This window comes from Psychrobacter immobilis, assembly GCF_904846065.1.
GTDB lineage: Bacteria > Pseudomonadota > Gammaproteobacteria > Pseudomonadales > Moraxellaceae > Psychrobacter > Psychrobacter immobilis_H.
Genome location: NZ_CAJGZV010000001.1, coordinates 477,834 through 496,293, shown reverse-complemented (window position 1 = coordinate 496,293; position 18,460 = coordinate 477,834). Strand labels below are relative to the sequence as shown.

Annotated in this window: 15 protein-coding genes; 4 read left to right on the top strand and 11 right to left on the bottom strand. The window is 40.2% G+C overall.

Features of this window, described 5'->3' with window-relative positions; all coding sequences use genetic code 11:
• Positions 1-21 precede the first annotated feature (21 nt).
• Both JMW64_RS02155 and JMW64_RS02150 read left to right on the top strand, forming a co-directional pair.
• Entirely contained in the window at positions 22-870 is an 849-nt protein-coding gene (locus JMW64_RS02155; protein ID WP_045443477.1) for a DUF2382 domain-containing protein, read from the top strand.
• Positions 871-1,128: 258 nt separating this feature from the next.
• Positions 1,129-1,773 carry a YsnF/AvaK domain-containing protein gene (locus tag JMW64_RS02150; RefSeq protein WP_201552652.1) on the top strand — a complete coding sequence of 215 codons (645 nt, stop codon included), beginning with the start codon at positions 1,129-1,131 and terminating at the stop codon, positions 1,771-1,773.
• A gap of 72 nt (positions 1,774-1,845) precedes the next feature.
• Here the strand turns inward: JMW64_RS02150 and JMW64_RS02145 are convergent, their stop codons facing one another.
• Together JMW64_RS02145 and secA are read right to left on the bottom strand one after the other, a co-directional pair.
• On the bottom strand, positions 1,846-2,379 hold the full coding sequence (locus JMW64_RS02145) for a hypothetical protein (RefSeq protein ID WP_198329586.1): 534 nt from the start codon (positions 2,377-2,379) through the stop codon (positions 1,846-1,848).
• Between the two features lie 287 nt (positions 2,380-2,666).
• Entirely contained in the window at positions 2,667-5,444 is a 2,778-nt protein-coding gene (gene secA / locus JMW64_RS02140) for a preprotein translocase subunit SecA (RefSeq protein WP_201552650.1), read from the bottom strand.
• 491 nt (positions 5,445-5,935) lie between these two features.
• Between secA and mutS the strand changes: the two genes are divergently transcribed.
• A complete protein-coding gene (gene mutS / locus JMW64_RS02135; RefSeq protein WP_201552639.1) occupies positions 5,936-9,076 on the top strand; it encodes a DNA mismatch repair protein MutS in 3,141 nt (1,046 codons plus the stop codon).
• Positions 9,077-9,282: 206 nt separating this feature from the next.
• Positions 9,283-9,606 carry a ferredoxin FdxA gene (gene fdxA / locus JMW64_RS02130; protein ID WP_057758216.1) on the top strand — a complete coding sequence of 108 codons (324 nt, stop codon included), beginning with the start codon at positions 9,283-9,285 and terminating at the stop codon, positions 9,604-9,606.
• Positions 9,607-9,837: 231 nt separating this feature from the next.
• Here the strand turns inward: fdxA and JMW64_RS02125 are convergent, their stop codons facing one another.
• The 9 genes from JMW64_RS02125 to JMW64_RS02085 are packed head-to-tail and all read right to left on the bottom strand — an operon-like array spanning position 9,838 to position 18,450.
• Positions 9,838-10,596 (bottom strand): glycosyltransferase family 2 protein, encoded by a 759-nt coding sequence (locus JMW64_RS02125; protein ID WP_109592331.1) that lies wholly within the window; start codon positions 10,594-10,596, stop codon positions 9,838-9,840.
• A complete protein-coding gene (locus tag JMW64_RS02120; RefSeq protein WP_109592329.1) occupies positions 10,574-11,623 on the bottom strand; it encodes a glycosyltransferase family 4 protein in 1,050 nt (349 codons plus the stop codon). Before JMW64_RS02120 ends, JMW64_RS02125 begins: the two co-directional genes overlap by 23 nt.
• Positions 11,624-11,630: 7 nt before the next feature.
• Positions 11,631-12,488: a glycosyltransferase family A protein gene (locus JMW64_RS02115; protein WP_109592327.1), complete on the bottom strand. Its 858-nt coding sequence runs from the start codon at positions 12,486-12,488 to the stop codon at positions 11,631-11,633.
• A gap of 9 nt (positions 12,489-12,497) precedes the next feature.
• On the bottom strand, positions 12,498-13,319 hold the full coding sequence (locus tag JMW64_RS02110) for a glycosyltransferase family 32 protein (protein ID WP_109592325.1): 822 nt from the start codon (positions 13,317-13,319) through the stop codon (positions 12,498-12,500).
• Positions 13,320-13,330: 11 nt separating this feature from the next.
• Entirely contained in the window at positions 13,331-14,230 is a 900-nt protein-coding gene (locus JMW64_RS02105) for a glycosyltransferase family 2 protein (RefSeq protein WP_201552637.1), read from the bottom strand.
• A 1-nt stretch (position 14,231) separates the two neighbouring features.
• Entirely contained in the window at positions 14,232-15,203 is a 972-nt protein-coding gene (gene fcl / locus JMW64_RS02100; protein WP_201552635.1) for a GDP-L-fucose synthase, read from the bottom strand.
• 33 nt (positions 15,204-15,236) lie between these two features.
• The gene (gene gmd, locus JMW64_RS02095) at positions 15,237-16,355 is read right to left on the bottom strand and encodes a GDP-mannose 4,6-dehydratase (protein ID WP_201552633.1); all 1,119 of its coding nucleotides are present in this window, start codon (positions 16,353-16,355) and stop codon (positions 15,237-15,239) included.
• Positions 16,356-16,387: 32 nt separating this feature from the next.
• Entirely contained in the window at positions 16,388-17,347 is a 960-nt protein-coding gene (locus JMW64_RS02090; RefSeq protein WP_201552631.1) for a GDP-mannose 4,6-dehydratase, read from the bottom strand.
• Positions 17,344-18,450: a glycosyltransferase family 4 protein gene (locus tag JMW64_RS02085; protein WP_201552629.1), complete on the bottom strand. Its 1,107-nt coding sequence runs from the start codon at positions 18,448-18,450 to the stop codon at positions 17,344-17,346. The genes JMW64_RS02090 and JMW64_RS02085 overlap by 4 nt, the downstream gene beginning before the upstream one ends.
• Positions 18,451-18,460: the final 10 nt, after the last annotated feature.

Below are 18,460 nucleotides of genomic sequence, written 5' to 3'. Positions count from 1 at the left end.
TCATAAAAAAGGAAGACAACAATGAGCCAACTAATTCGTTTAAAAGATATCCAAGCTACTCATAAAGATTTAATCGGTGATGATTATTATGACCCAACAGGTAAAACTGCTTATGGCGTCAATGAAGAAAAAATCGGTAAAATTGAAGGTGCATTAGTAGAAGATACCACTGGTCGCATTCGTTATTTGATCGTTGATGCAGGCGGTTGGTTCAGTTCAAAAGAAGTGTTAGTACCAGCAGGTTTGGCACGTATCGTTGGTGATGACGTATTCTTTGACAGCTTGACCAAGTCTCAAGTCGATGCCATGGAAGTATATGACCATGATTATCAGTATAGCTATAAAGACCAGTATCAAAAGGATCGTCAAGCATTTGTCGCGGATACAGTTCCAGTTGCAGAGCGTATGGAGATTGCAGACCATGCCTATGACGCACCAAACACACTAGAGCTACTAGAAGAGCGCTTGACCGTCAATAAAGATCGTATCGTGGCAGGTTTGGTTAAAGTTGGTAAGCATATAGTGACCGAAGAGCGCAATGTCGATGTTGAGCTAGAAGAAGAGCATGCTAATATCCAGCGTACTAACGTAGATCGTCCAACAGATCGCCGCATCGGTGACATTGATGGCAATCAAACCATTGAAGTTGAACTAGAGGCTGAACGTGCCCGCGTTGGTAAAGACACTTATGTATCTGAAGAAGTAAACGTCGGTAAAACCACTGAACGTCATACTGAAACTATCGTTGAGACTATCCAACGTGAAGAATTGGATATCGATCGCGATGGCAACGTAGTAGACCGCGAAGGCAACATAATCGACCGTGATGGTATTACTGCAGAAGACGTACGCCGCGCTCGTGGTATGTAATACGCTAAACCGTCAGACTGTTTGGCTCTCATTAAAAAGTAAGAACGCCGAACAATACATGACCGTAATAAGCAGCTAAGTATTTTTACTTAGTGGATTAAGACCAGAGCATCCCTCTGGTCTTTTTTTGCTCATTATACTCAAAAATACTTAGGAATTAAAAATACTTAATGACATCTGATAAGGCTAACTTTGCAAAATTTGCAAAAATGGCTCTAAAATATTGTATAACGATTATTTGATAAAGATAAGGACATTATGATGACTAGCAATCACGACGACAGCATCCAGAACGATAGCTTTCTACAAGAGGCTTTACATAACAAGCAAGTAACACCAAACGCTATAACTGCCCCAATTGATACTCATAATGGCACAGTAGCTAATGACATAAGTAGTAATAACATAGATAAGAGCAATCATAATGTTGGACACTTAGAACTATTAGAAGAGCGTCCTGTCATCAACAAAGAGCGTTTAGATGTCGGTAAAGTAACGGTGACCAAGCATGCTCGTACCAAAACTATTGACGTGCCTATTGAGTTGGTAGAAGAATATATTACTATTCGCACCGAATACCACGATGCGAAAAGTCAGGACTTATTGTCAGGCAATTATGATGAAAAGGATATATTGCGCCATGTCGAGCCATCGTTAGATAGCAATGCGGTCGTTACCGTGAATGGCAAACAGATCGAAATTGGTGATGAACCGATTGAAATTGTCCTATCACGTCAAGTGGCTACTATTACTAAAGACACTTATGCTATCCAAGAAATCGATATCAATAAAACCACTCATACCCATACAGATAGTATCCAAGTAGTGCTTAAGCATGAAGAATTAGATGTGAAGGAAGAAGGGTTCTTGGCACATGAGTCTAGCGCCAATCCTCATAAATAATTTTGCTGACTCATTAAAACCAGACATAAAAAAAGCAACGTTATCGTTGCTTTTTTCTTGATTGCTTACTTATTATGAGGTTTTTTTACATTCATAAGTGCTGACATTCGCCGCATCTGTACCTGCTGTACGCATCACACCCGTCTCACGCGCTTCGTGTGCTACACGCCACTGGGTAAAGCCCTGACTGCCATCAATAGCAGTTGCTACTTCAAACACTTCTGGATTACTGGCATCATTGGTTTTATTTAATGTCACCGTACCCGTATCAGTCGCGATGACTACTTGTTTGGCATCTTCTTTATAAGTTGCATTAACTTTCAGCTCAGGTGAGCAAAGATAAGCTATTTGACTGACGCCACTATTTACCGAAGCTACGGTATCATCCTGTACTTCACTGAGCGATGCATCCGCTGTATCGACAACCACCTCATTAGGCTCAGCAGGTTCAGCGGACATCGGTACCGTTTCTTCGCTATGAGCACCATCATCTATACCCGCTTCTGTCTCTGACTGTTGTTGACAAGCACTAAGCGTCAGAACGCCAGCAAGTAAGCCAGTCAGCGCCACAGAAGTACGCAATTTTTTTAATAATTCTATAGTCATAACACTTTCCCCAATGAATATGTTAAACACTATAACGTGTCCATAAATTCACGCCTATGTTGAATTTGTAAGTAATCAATACGAAATATAGCCAACACGTTTGTGAAGAGTCAACTTTACTATCTACAAATAATATAGTCGATTCAAGATGATTTAGAGACAAAGAATACGAGCAAATACAGAAAAGCCCTTATCTACTTTAGATAAGGGCTTTTGAGACTAAGGAATATTAAAGATATATAAGCAGCAATGCTTAAGTATTTATTATCAATATTCGCTTATGAATGCTATATTTTACCATGACATTGCTTGTACTTAAGACCTGAACCACAAGGGCATGGGGCGTTACGACTGATATTCATACCAGCATATGGGTCTGCCTCATTGGCATTATTACCACTACCCACAATAGCACCTGCGACTGCACTACCAGCAAGATTGCGATTTTGCGCGGCGGATTTTTCAGCACCGCTATCCATATTATCAATATCACTATGCTCGAACTGCATTTGCATATGAGCAGCATTCTCACGCTGCTGTATTTCCAGCGCTTCTAGCTCTTCTTTGGTCGGAATATGGACACGTGATAAATCTTGAACGGTCTCAGATTTAATTGCGCCAAGCATCATTTGGAACAGCTCAAATGATTCACGCTTATATTCTTGCTCAGGGTTTTTCTGTGCATAACCACGCAGATGAATCCCTTTACGTAGCTGATCCATTTGGGTCAAATGCTCTTTCCAATGCTTGTCTAAACTTTGTAGCATAAAGTGACGCTCAAGCTGAGCAGCATCTTTTTCGCCCATCTGCTCACGGCGGCTATGATAGCGATCGATAGCTGTTTGGATGATTTTGGCACGTAAGCCTTCTTCATCTAAGCGGCGATCTTCATCGAGCCAATCATTGATCGGCATCGCAATCTTAAATTCATTTTCAAGCTCGTCTTCTAAGCCATCAACATTCCATTGATCATCGATAGAACCTGGTGGAATAAACTGGTTAATCATGGCGTTATAAACTTCTTCGTGCATAATCTCAATGGCTTCAAGTAAATCCATCTCTGCTAGCAAGTCATCACGCTGACCATAGATCACTTTACGCTGCTCATTGGCGACGTCATCATATTTCAACAGATTTTTACGCGCATCAAAATCGCGGCTTTCTACTTTACCTTGGGCATTTTCAATCGATTTTGAGACCATCTTATGCTCAATGGCTTCATCTTCTTTAAGACCCATGGCACGCATCATATTTACGACGCGGTCGCCAGCAAAGATACGCATCAAGTCATCTTCGAGCGATAAAAAGAAACGCGACATCCCAGGATCGCCCTGACGACCAGCACGACCACGTAACTGGTTATCGATACGACGTGATTCATGGCGCTCAGAACCAATGATATGCAAACCGCCAGCCGCAACCACTTGGTCATGTTTGACTTGCCATTCTGCTTTTAGGCGTGCCATTTCTTCAGGACTGACCGAATCGATATCTTCAATAAACGATTGCCAGTTACCACCAAGGATAATATCAGTACCACGACCAGCCATGTTGGTCGCGATCGTCACAGCCTTTGGACTACCTGCCTGCGCGATGATTTCGGCTTCACGTTCGTGTTGTTTGGCGTTGAGGACGTTATGCTTGACGCCTTCTTGATCGAGCAAGTAAGACAACTCTTCACTGGCTTCAATCGTCGCCGTACCAACCAATACTGGGGCACCTTTGGCTTGAATCTCTTTGATTTCGCGAATGATACCTTTGTATTTTCCTAACTTGGTTAAGAAAATCTGGTCATCCATATCGATACGAGCAATCGGCTCGTGCGTTGGAATCACGATGACATCTAAGTCATAAGTTGATTTAAATTCTGCTGCTTCGGTATCAGCGGTACCTGTCATGCCTGATAATTTTTCATACAAACGGAAGTAGTTCTGGAACGTCGTGGTCGCAAGCGTTTGGTTTTCTGCTTGAATTTCGACGTTTTCTTTGGCTTCTACCGCTTGATGCAGACCTTCTGACCAACGGCGACCCGGCATGGTACGACCGGTGTTTTCATCAACGATAACCACTTCACCATCATCGACGATATAGTGTACGTTTTTAACGAATACATGATGGGCGCGAATGGCAGCTTGTACGTGCGCCAATAATGGCAAACGGCTTGGGCTGTATAAACTTTCATTTTCACCCAACTCACCGACTTCGATTAAGAAGCGCTCAATTTTTTCATAGCCTTTTTCACTGATTTCGATTTGACGATTTTTTTCATCAATCCAGAAATCTTCTTCTTCGTTATTCTTATTGGCCTCTTCGTCTTTTGAGCGAATCAGCACCGGGATAATGGTATTAATCAGCGCATACATACGTGAAGAGTCTTCGGCTTGACCTGAGATAATCAGCGGCGTACGAGCCTCATCGATTAAAATAGAGTCAATTTCATCGATAATACAGAAGTTTAATGGACGCTGCTTTTTCTCTTTTAAACTAAAGACCATGTTATCGCGCAGATAATCAAAGCCGTATTCGTTATTGGTACCGTAAGTGATATCCGCTTGATAAGCGTCGATTTTTTCTTGCGGTGGTTGCTGTGAATAAATGACTCCGACGGTCATGCCCAAAAAGCCAAATAATGGACGGTTCAATTCAGCATCACGTGCCGCCAAATAATCGTTGACCGTAACCAGATGGACACCTTTACCACTGATAGCATTGAGGTACATCGCCAAAGTACCCATTAGGGTTTTACCTTCGCCGGTTTTCATCTCAGCGATTTTGCCTTCGTGCAAGGTGATACCACCGATCAGCTGCACATCATAATGACGCATGCCATTGACGCGTAATGACGCTTCACGGCAGACGGCAAATGCTTCTGGTAGTAATGCATCTAAGCTTTCACCTTGTTGGTGGCGTGCTTTAAACTCTTCGGTTTTTTGTTGTAATTGCTCATCAGACAGGGCTTGTACCGCAGCCTCTTGTGCGTTGATTTTGCTGACCACTTTGCGCATGCGCTTTAATTCGCGGTCATTTTTAGTGCCAACCACACTGCCTATAATCTTTGATAACATAATTTTTTGACCTATGGAAATATTCGATAATTAGTGCGCATTAGCCAAAGCTTCGCCCGCTGCCGCCTTGTCATTACAGTCATCACCTGACTAAGTACCTTTTGTTAACAAAGCACTGATTAATAAGGTACTGCCTAATGAAGTGTCGCCTAATGAAGTATCGCCCAATTAAGTGTGACGTCATTATATATGGTTATGACGCCGATGGATACAAGGGCAGCGAGTAGATATTTGCCGACGTAAAAGCGCGGCAGGACGTGCTAGAATAGTATTTACACTTTCACACTTCTTAGTCTTTCGACTGCTAAATTTGCGCGCTATGATGACCCTTTAATAAAGCTATTTTGGTAAAAATCAACCAGAATCTTGCAAATTAACCACTCATAAGCGAGTGTTTTTCTCATCTATTTTTTTACGCTGATATGTATATACCGTCGTACATCTAACGCCAGCCGACTAAAAACCCATTTAAGCATTATAAGAGACTCTGCATGACCGCTAAGCCATCCGCTCAAAACCTTAACGCCGCCAAACCTACTCCGTCAAAGTACGCAATATCAAAACAACAGACCGCGACACCTTTGACCGCCGATCAGTTGATGGTAGGCGATGCCGTTTATCACTTGGCAGATCATACGCCGATGATGGTGCAATATCTAACCATGAAAGCCAACTATCCACAAGCGTTACTGCTGTACCGCATGGGTGATTTTTATGAGTTATTTTTTGATGATGCCAAGCGCGCGGCACAAATATTAGACATCACCTTGACTCGCCGTGGTACGGATAAAGCGGGCAATACCATTGCCATGGCAGGTGTGCCTTTTCATGCGGCCGATAGCTACATGGCAAGGTTGATAGCTGCTGGGCAAACCGTCGTTGTGTGTGAGCAAATTGACGAATCAGCCACTGGCACTGACAACACGAATAACCCTTCCAATGCTCCGACGATGGGCGATAAGCAGAAAAAAGATAAAAGCAAATCTGCTGCTGGCAGTATTATGCGCCGTGAAGTGGTTAAAACGCTGACCGCAGGGACAATTACTGATGATGCTTTAATTGCGCCCAATCATACGCCAACTGTGGTCGCCATTGATATCGAGATACCTAAATCGAACAGCAAACAACCTATGCAAGCTGCCATTAGCCAAATGGATTTAGCTGCTGGAACACTAACGACGCAAACGCTTAGTGCCAGCTATAATAACAACCATGATGATGTTAAAAATTTGCAAACGCAAATGCTGACGGTGCTGGCACGCTTTGCGCCTAGTGAATGTATCGTTAGCGAAGCACTTAACGACCGTATCGGCGAAGATTGGATGCTGTGGCTACGTCAACATCTCGACTGTCCTATTATCCAAGTGGCGGCAAATGACTTCCATCGTGAGCATGCCAGCGCAACCCTTTGCCAACAGTTTGACGTGCAACGCCTTGATGGACTAGGAATCAATGACGCACTTCTTGCCCAATCTAGCTGTGCGGCGCTCATACATTATGCACGGCAAACTCAGCAGCGTCATGTGCCACAACTTAATCAGCTGATCGTTGAGTACAGTGACGATTATTTAATTATCGATGCCAATAGTCAGCAAAATCTTGAGCTATTTACACCCGTTAGCAGCAATGGAACCTCATTAATATCTGTCCTCAATCATTGTCAAACACCGATGGGTCGACGCTTACTGGTGCAGCAAATGAAACGCCCACTGCGTCAGCATTCGCGCATTAATATGCGCTTAGATGCGATAACCAGTTTGTTAAATACTGATAAACAGCCTGAGCAAAGCTCGGGAAATATCTCATTAGTTACTAGCTTACGCGAAACCTTAAACGCTATTGGTGATATGGAACGTATTAGTAGCCGTATTGGACTAATGAGTGCTAAACCGCGTGACCTGCGTAAACTTGCTGAGGGTATTGCTAGTAGCGCCCAGCTTACGACGCTACTGACGAATGCAGATATTCGCCATGAGCAGGCAGGACTGTTGCCGATGCTAATGCAGCAATTGCCTGCGCAGTTACCTGCCGTACAGTCCGTCGCTGAGCTGATTGAGCGCGCTATTATTGCCGAGCCGCCTGCTCATATTCGCGATGGTGGCATGCTAGCCGCTGGCTATGATGAAGAGTTTGATCGCCTGACTCATCTCCATGACAATATCCAAGTAACCTTGGATGAGATGGTAGAGCGCGCGCGTTTAGAGAGCCAATTACCCAGTCTAAAAGTAGGTTTTAATAAAGTGAGCGGCTTTTATTTTGAATTGCCTAAAATGCAGGCAAAGAATGCACCAGCACATTTTATCCGTCGGCAAACGCTAAAAAGCAGCGAGCGCTTTATCACTGATAAGCTAAAAGAAGTTGAGACAGAATATCTCAGCGCGCAAAGCTTAGCATTGACCCGTGAAAAGCAGCTGTATCACGAACTCTTAACTGAACTCAGCAACCATTTAGCCGAACTGCAACAACTGAGCGCTGCGGTTGCGCAAATAGATGTGCTCAGTAATTGGGCACAGCTTGCAATTATTTATAACTGGCAGCGTCCAGTCATGAGTAACGACTCAAAAGAAGATAGCGGCTTAAAAAACAGTCACTTAAAAAATGGCTTGAATAATAACAATCAAACCAGTATCGATATCAAAGCAGGTCGTCATGTCGTCGTCGAAGCCGCACTAAACCCTATTCATACTCAAAGCAATACTCCTGCCAAGCATAGCAGCCATTTTGTCGCTAATGATTGTGCACTAGGCAGTGATGAAAACCCTGAAAGACTGTTGATGATTACTGGTCCTAATATGGGTGGTAAATCAACCTATATGCGCCAAACGGCATTGATCGTCCTACTTGCTCATTGCGGTAGCTTTGTGCCAGCAGCGAGTGCTCATATCGGCGATATCGACCGTATCTTTACCCGTATTGGCTCAGCGGATGATTTGGCGGGCGGCAAATCGACCTTTATGGTTGAAATGATTGAAACGGCTAATATTCTCAATCAAGCAACCAATAAATCGCTGGTACTGATGGATGAAGTCGGACGCGGCACAGCGACCACTGACGGTTTGGCCATTGCTCATGCTTGCGTTAATCGATTGCTAGAGATTGGCTGCCTGACATTATTTGCCACTCACTATTTTGAGCTGACAAAATTGGCGGAAAACTATAAAGAAAGCAGTGGAAGTAATGACAAACTTATCCGCAACGTCCATGTCGCTGCCAGTGAAATCGACGGTCAACTGCTACTACTGCATCAAATCAAAGATGGTGCAGCAAGCTCTAGTTTTGGTCTTCATGTGGCAAAAATGGCAGGGATTCCTACCCAAGTACTGGATGACGCCAAGCGCTACTTAGCAGATAACTTAAAATTGGACCCTAGCAGGTTAGAAAACGTGATAACCGTTGATGACAAAAATGAATTAGCTAAGTCAGTAAATGATAAATGCGATCATATGAATGGTCATGAAATAGAGAGAGATGATATAAAAATCACCAATCAATATCAAATAATGGCTGATATTCCACAACAAAATCAGCTGCTTAGCTTACAGGATGAACTAAGCGCGATTGATCCTGATACCTTAACGCCAAAGCAAGCGCATGATTTACTCTATCATTTGAAAAAAATCATTAGTCATTAAAGGGAATTGTCAATTAGCCGTAAAGGCGTTAAAATGTGCCTTATTTTCCAACTATTCTATGTAGCCCTTATCGTTGATTCAATTTAAAAGAAGATCATGGCAACCAAGTGCAGATGTATCAATAATACTTCAAGCACGGTGAGCACAGTAACTCTTTTAAAAGGGATGAACCATATCAGCCAATCCAATAACAGGTAGACCTCACTATGACCTTTGTCGTTACAGATAACTGCATTCTTTGCAAATACACCGACTGTGTGGAAGTCTGTCCTGTGGACTGCTTTTATGAAGGCCCGAACTTCCTCGTCATCGATCCTGACGAGTGCATCGACTGCGCGCTATGCGAGCCTGAATGCCCTGCCAATGCGATCTTCTCAGAAGATGAAGTACCAAAAGGACAAGAGATGTTCACCCAGCTAAACGAAGAGCTGGCGCAAAAATGGCCAAACATCACAGAGATGAAAGGACAAATGCCAGAAGCTGAAAAGTGGGATGGCGTGGAAGGTAAGATTCAGTATTTAGAGAAGTAATCCACATAGACTAGGGCGTGTCCTCATTTCAAAAATGGTGATAAAAACGAGATAAATTACCGTCAAACAAGGAAAATAGCACAGATAATATCAGGATATTAACCAGCTATTTAACGATTTTTGGCAAAATTTAGCCATTTTTAGCCCGTTTAGATATGATCAATTGAATTAAGGACACGCCCTAATGATAATAAATTCCAGCATTAAAAAAGCGATAATAAAATCTTTTTATTATCGCTTTTTTAATGCTTCATAAACATAAATTGAGAAAAACCATAGACTTGTTATCAGACTAAGCTTTAACTCTTTTCTGTATATATACCATTGCCAACTTGCTGCTCGAAACTTATTAGAAGATAAAGACTTATTTGATACGCGGTAATAAGCAAGTGGCTCTTGTACACAATATCCAATGCCAACTAGTTTAACTATTTCTAACCACATCAGATAGTCTTCGTGACCTATTTGTTTTTGATAAATTTTACCTATTAGATCACAGCGGTACATACCTGTGAGATTGCCTATCTGATTAGACTTTAACATATCACTAAAACTAAACTCTTCCTTATGTTTAACTTCTACAGTGTTAGCATTTGGCTTAACTCTAATATAGTTTGAACATACCAAGTCATATCCCTCTTCAATCTTGGTAATTTGTCTCTCAAGTTTGTACTTATCCCAGTAATCATCAGAATCTAAAAAAGCAATGATTTGCCCTTTCGCTTGAGCAATACCTGTATTTCTAGAGATGACAACGCCTTGATTAGTCGCGTTTTCAATTTGTATAATTTGAGGACTATTTATAACCTGATCTCTTATCACTCGACAGCTATCCTCTGGACAGGCATCATTAATAATAATGAGTTCCCAGTTGTTATAAGACTGAGTAACGACACTTGCAACCGCTTGTTCAATAGTCGTTCTAGCCTTATATACTGACATAATTATTGAAACTTTTAAATCGGTATTATTTATTTCTTTTACATTCATCGTCAATTAAGGTTATCCATTGATTAATAATCTGATCAGGCTCAAAGCGTTTAGCAGATATCAGTGCGTTAGCTGAAAACACTTGCCTAATAGAGTCATTATCTATCAAATAGCCTATTCTTTCAGCAAGCATTTCAACATTTCCATTTTCTACTAAGTAGCCGTCAATACCCTCACTGATAATCTCAGCTGGTCCTGAAGGGCAATTAAAACTGACTATGGGTAATCCTCGGCTTTGCGCTTCAATAAGTACAACGGGTAAACCTTCAAATCTTGAGCTCATAACGTAAAAAGCAGTATTGTCATAAACATTTTGAACATTATTTGTCATACGTTTTAAACGAATGTTTCTGAGTTTATTGTTTCTAACCATTTGTTCTAGTTTTTCTCGACTCTCACCTTCACCATAGATGTGAAGTGACCAATCAGGATAAATCTTTTCTACTAATGACCAAGCCCTGATTAAATAATCGTAGCCTTTTTGATAGGTCAGTCTTCCTATAGAAACAATAATTTTTGAATTATTTTGATGAGAGATTTTTTTTATTTTTAAGGGGGTAGCATTAGCTATGATTTTTACATTGTTAGAAAATCTCTTATAATTCACAGCATCATCATTAGTAAGCGTAACAATAACATCTAACTTACTATAGAGCCGTTTTCTTAGTTGCTTGAAGATCCAAGCATGAGAATCATAAGAAATATGCTCAAGACTCCAAATATTCTTAGTCTTGATACCGCTTAATAATAAAGCAGACGTCAGCTTACTCATTGTATGAATAATAACTATATCTGGATGGTTACTGTATATATACTGCTTACACTGATTAATAAAATACCAGCTATTTCCTTGGAACTTAATATCTGTCACTCGATCATTTAGATAGTAGGCATTAGCTAAAGTATTAACCTGCCTTGAAAGAATGGTTATTCTATAGAATGTGCTTAACTCATTTGCTAATAGAGAGGCTACTCTTTCTGTCCCGCCTCTGTCTTCCAAACTATTTATAATAAATATTATGTTCATTGTATAATCATTCACTAAAGTGAAAATATTTTTTTATCTTTCTTGGTATCACAAGTACCGCTTGTCCAACCTTATAATTTAAATGCTTACTACCTGAAATAAAATCCACAAATAATTTCTCATTTTCTGATAACTTAGCAAAAATTTTCGCATTTTCTACTATCATCTCATCAATAAATTCCATTACTACCTGCTGATTCACTTCGTTAACAGGTAGAAAATTCAGACCATAATCAAAATCATGTAGCATACCTTTATTATTCTGTCCTTGAATACCAATATGCTGAACGTAACTATTCTCTAAACACGCGAGTCTTATACCTTTTTTTTGAAGAATGGAAGACCACTGCCAATCAAAACCTTTAACATTTTCTTTAGGAATGTCATTTATAATGATATCAACAATCTCTCTAGTCATTACGACACCTGCAGCTCCTAAACTATTCTTAAACCCTAGTCCATTGACTGGTGGCTGAATGAAGTCGTGTTTATTAGAGTGATAAAGGGACAAAACACCATCCGTTTGAGGTAAATACTTTTTGACCATTGCTAACCAATCAGGACGAAATATTAGATCTGAATCAGCATTAAAAAAAATATAATCGTCTGTATTTAAAAAGTCTTTATACATTCTATACATATTCATGTCTGCTTTAAGATTGCTTTCTCTAACAACAATTTCAGTGGCAAAGGGCAGTATTTTCCATAGGTCATGCTGGTTAATTTCTGAACTGTTATCGTCATATACTCTTATATGCAGTTTCTTGCAATCTACAGAAACCTGTAAAGATTCTGCCATCTTCTTTATATAGTTAATTCTATTAAATGTAGCCACTCCAACCGTAATATTTGAAGTAAATGGCATAAATTATCCTTAATTTTTTAATACATCTTCATTAATTATTTCTTCTGTATCCTTGTAAATTCGCCTCTGAAAAACACGTCTTAACAATCTATTGCTCTCAATATTTTTTAAGACTTTGTCTCTCCATGAATTGATACGCCATTCACCAAAGAAACAATGAACGGCATAAGTTTCATGATTTAACTTGTCACCAACTAAGCTTCCATTGGGGAAAGTATGGCTTGGATGTATAATCGTATCATTAGGCAAGCTTTGTCTTTCGTCTTTATACTCAAACCCAAACTGCTTTAACACGTGAGCATAAATATCTGGAGCAACAATCTTGTCAAAATAAATACCATCCTCAGTTATGAAATGTTTATTTTCATACCATTCCATACAAGCCTTTATATAAGGATGCCCAGCGACTGCGCCCAAGACTGCAGCTTGAATAGTGATATCTCTGTCTTGTGATAGCTCTAAACCAGCTACTTTTGCTATTGCTAAAGTTTCTTCGTCAAAATAACTATCTACATTCTGCTCTACAGAGGTAAAAAATCCACACTTTAGCAATTCATCAAATTTCTGTTTAACAATGACATCAGTATCTAAATAAATACCACCTTCTGTGTATAAGGCATACAATCTTATATAATCCGCTGCAAATGCCCATTTTCTTTGCTGATAGGCTTCATGTACAAAGGGTATGGAAGTAATGTCAAATTTATTAGTATCCCATAGCACTAACTCATATTCAGGCATAGTCCTTTGCCAAGTTTGCATGCATTGTTGAATTTTCTCTGGCAGTGGATCGCCACTTAACCAGCAATAATGGATCTTTTTAGGTATCATCAGTTTAACCCTTAATTTTCTGTAAAGACTTTAGGCTTGCCTCTTAAGCTCTTCACAAAGTCTAGCAACCTAACGTATCTTTCTTCTGATAAGAGTCTTACGCCTTGTTTAGATACTTGATAGCGCATATGACCTTTTACTTTTACGGACAAAGGTATCTTAATTCTAAGTTTTTTAACAGCTTCATTCAATTCTTCATAACTTGCAATTATTCCACTGATCGTTGCCGATATACCGCCCAATGGCATTATATTGATGATAAAGGGTACATAGAGAAAGTTCTTATCTAAATTCTGTAATAGAAAATGACTATCTGATACAATTTTGAACTGTGTATCAAATTGCTGTCTAATGAACATATCCTTATTGTGGAAGATAGCGGGATGTGGTGGTAGTCTAGGTCTATTACCTTCCCACTTCCCTTGATAATGCTCCCAAGGCTCGCCCGAAATATATAGCTCCTTCCTACCTTTTTCGCTAATATGCATCACTTGTCCATAGACTAGCTCATAGTTTGGATAAGCATCTTTAAGATATGAAGCCACTTTTTCTAAAGTATTAGTCTCATATAATTCATCACCTGCACCGATGAATTGCACCCAATCACCTTTGACATGCTCAAGCGCTTTATTCCAAGCATCATAGATGCCCGTATCAGGTTCACTAAACCAGTAATCAATCAACCCACTATTTGCTTCAAGCATGGCAACCGTACCATCGGTTGAGGCACCATCGGCTATTATCCATTGTATATTAGGATAGGTCTGCTCTTTAATAGAGTCTATCGTCCAGTGCAGGTCTTGCATGACATTATAGGTAGAGGTGATTATAGTAATAATAGGCAAATCGCTGTGTTTGCGGACTTCATCCCAATCTTTTTGGCTTCCGCCTTGCTGTCTTTGACTAGTCATCTTATTCTCTAATCTCATTAGTTTGACAGAACCACTCATAAGTACTTTTGGTCCCTTGCTCAAGTAATATCTGTGCCTGCCAGCCAAAATTAGTTAGTAAACTACTATCTAATAGCTTACGCGGCGTACCATCAGGCTTGGAGTCGTCAAAGACAATCTGACCTTGATAGCCTACTATCTTAGCGATTAATAACGCTAGCTCTTTAATACTGATATCAGAGCCATAACCGACATTGATATGCGAGCACATAGGCGTCACGGCTTGCTGCCAAGTAGATTTTTCTAGCGTCATCACATGCAAACAAGCTGCTGCCATATCATCAACATGTAAAAACTCACGCTTGGGCGTGCCACTGCCCCAAACGACGACTTTAGGTATATCATTTTGCTTAGCTTCATGAAAGCGACGTAGTAATGCAGGAAGCACATGGCTGTTCTCAGGATGAAAGTTATCGTTTTGACCATAAAGATTGGTCGGCATAACACTACGAAAGTCAGTAGCATATTGCCTATTGTAGCTCTCGCACATCTTTATTCCTGCTATTTTGGCGATAGCATAAGGCTCATTAGTAGGCTCTAGATGACCAGATAACAACGAATCTTCAGTCATCGGTTGATCTGCATTCTTGGGATAGATACAGCTAGAACCCAAAAAAAGCAGTCTCTTTACATTAGTTTTGTGAGCGGCATGAATAATATGGTTCTGAATCATCAAATTATTATAAATAAAATCCGCAGGATAGCTACTGTTGGCCTGAATACCGCCTACTTTTGCCGCTGCCAAGAACACATAGTCTGGCTGATGCTTCGCAAAAAAGTCTGCTACTTGCTGCTGAGATAGCAAATCTAGCTCACTACGATCCGCAGTCAACAGATTATGATAGCCAAGCTTGGTTAACAAGCGAAAGATAGCACTGCCCACCATGCCTTGATGACCAGCGATATAAATCTTATCTGAATATTGCATAGGCATTGAACGCGCCCCTTTATGTATTCTTAGTATATTTCAGTCTTCGTGTGTCAATGGCAAGGAATAACCGTTAGCTAGTAACAGCGCATGGCGTTTCGCTATTGATAAGTCATAAGCGACCATCTCTTGACACATCTGCTGCGCGGTTATCTCTGGCTCCCAGCCTAGCTGAGTCTTAGCTTTACTTGGATCACCCAATAAAGTTTCGACTTCGGTAGGTCTGAAATATCTAGGATCTACTTGAATAATGACATCGCCGACTTTTACCGCTAGTGCCAAATCAGTAGATACCCCCGTAACGATACCTTTTTCTTCTACGCCTTCGCCCTTAAATTCAATGCTAATCCCTAAAGCAGCCGCTGACCACTGTACAAACTCACGTACACTATATTGCTTACCCGTCGCAATCACATAATCATCTGGCTCATCCTGCTGCAACATCAGCCATTGCATTTTGACATAGTCTTTGGCATGACCCCAGTCGCGTATTGCATCCATATTACCTAAGTACAAGCATTGCTCTAAACCCTGTGAGATATTAGCCAGTCCGCGAGTGATCTTACGAGTGACAAAGGTCTCGCCACGGCGTGGCGACTCGTGATTGAATAAGATACCATTACAAGCATACATGCCATAAGCTTCACGGTAGTTAATAGTCATCCAATAAGCATAAAGCTTGGCGACAGCATAAGGCGAGCGTGGATAAAAAGGTGTGGTCTCTGACTGCGGCGACTCTTGTACTAGTCCATATAGCTCTGAGGTCGAGGCTTGATAAAATCGGGTCTTTTTCTCTAGGCCTAGTAGTCTAATGGCTTCTAGCAATCGCAGTGTACCCATCGCATCGACATCAGCGGTATATTCCGGTGATTCAAAACTGACGGCGACGTGAGACTGTGCACCTAGATTGTAGACTTCGTCGGGTTGTATCTCTTGGATAATACGGGTCAAGTTGGAGGAGTCAGTCAAGTCACCATAATGCAAGATTAGATTTTGGTGCTCGACATGCGGGTCTTGGTAGATATGATCAATACGTTGGGTGTTAAACGATGAGGCACGGCGCTTGATCCCATGAACTTGATAGCCCTTCTCCAATAATAGCTCGGCGAGATAGGAGCCATCTTGTCCAGTGATACCAGTGATAAGGGCTTTTTTCATATTAGTTATTCCTGTGTTCATTAGTCACAAACTTACCAGTACTGATTTTCAATCATGTTTTCAATGATTTGAGGCAGCATAGTTTTAGCATACCAACCTAGCTTATCATTAATTTTTTTAGGATTAGCCTGACTAAAAACAATGTCTGAAGGACGATAAAATTCATCAGATTGAACGACATGATCTTGCCATTTCAATCCGAAACTTTGAAATGCTATATCTATAAACTCTTCCAAAGAATAACTCTGCCCTGTCGCTACTATAAAATCTTCTGGCTCATCTTGTTGAAGCATTAACCACATAGCTTCTACGTACTCTGGAGCCCAGCCCCAATCTCTATTAATATCTATGCGTCCTAAAGTAACTTTATCAATTTTACTTTCAGAAATCGCTCTAGCACTCTCAATTATTTTTTGAGTCACAAATCTCTTAGGTCTCAAAGGAGATTCATGATTAAATAAGATTCCTGTACAAGCGTAAAGATCATATGATTTGCGATAGTTATCTATTAACCAATATGCTGATGCTTTAGCAACTGCATAAGGAGAACTGGGTTTGAAAGCAAAGCTTTCATCAGCTACTGCTGACCCTACATCTCCATAACATTCACTCGATCCTGCCTGATACAGACGCACTGGTTTTGCGCTCATTCGACATGCTTCTAATATATTTAAAGTCCCTAATACTATACTTTGTATGGTCTCAGATGGTAGATCAAAAGATAGACCAACAGAGGACTGACCTGCTAGATAATATATCTCATCGGGTTCGACCTGATTTGTAGTGGTCAATACGCTTCTAAAATCTAAAGGGTCCATCGTAATCAGCTTTACTTTATCGACTATATTCAATCTAATTAGATTGATATTGTTGGAGTTTGTGGCATCTCTTGACGTACCCCAAACGCTATAACCTTTATTAAGCAAAAAATGCGCTAAATAACTTCCGTCTTGTCCTGTCATTCCGCAAATAAGTGCTATTTTTTGACTCATAATATAGACCTATATACTTCTAAAGTATCCGCAGCACATTTTTCCCAAGAAAAAATTTTAGTTCGTTCCAATCCTGCTAATATTAAGTCATCTCTAATTGAAGAATTATAAAGTACTTTTTCCATAGTATGACTTATATCCTCAACATCGGATGGTGAAAACTTCAATGCTGCCTTGCCTACTACTTCTGGAATAGAGCTAGTATTACTACATACTACTGGACAGCTATGATCCATCGCTTCAAGCGGTGGTAAACCAAAACCTTCATACAGTGACGGATAGACGAAGAGGGTGGCTTTACTATACAAAACTGATAGCATATTGTCTCCGCCTTGAATGTTTTTGACTTGGTTTTCTTCTAATCCTAATTCAGAAATATATCTTTTTTCATCCACAGAAAATTTGCCACCACCAAAAGCAACAATATCGAAGTCTTTCACTAATTTTTCTGATATAGAGACAGCTTTTAAGAATCTTAAAAAATTTTTATACCCTCCTCTATGCCCTACAAAAAGCAAAAAAGGTCTTTCAGAGTTATTAAAATTTTGATTTTCAATATGGGTTGATTTCACATCTGGTAGAGAATGATAGGCTAGATAAGTGACTGAAATATTTGATTCTGGAATATCATAAATTCTTAGCAAATCATTTTTGGTGGATTCAGATATGCAGATGACATGATCTGCCTGCTTGATAGTAATACTCTTTAAGTCAGCAGTATTATCTTTAACTGAAAAATCATCAGGAAATAATTCATGAATCATGTCATAGACAGTGATTACATTGATAGATTTTTTAATCTTGTTCTTATTGTTGTAGTAAGTACGATGTACGATATCTGGTCTTTTGATATTGAAGTAACTATCTGCTAAAACATTATTAGTTTTCAAAAATATGTTTGCTGTTTTGGGTAAATAAGTTGTCTGCTTGCCTATTACGAAGCTAGCTTCATACTTTTGGATGTACTCGTTTTTATGGAGTCCAGCAAATACCTTCATGTCTATGCTCTCGTCATACAATTGGAACGCTAGCTCAGTATAATATCTCGATATCCCACCATATTTCTGCATGTTAAAAATTTGATTGTCATAAGCTATTTTCATCTAAGTAGTC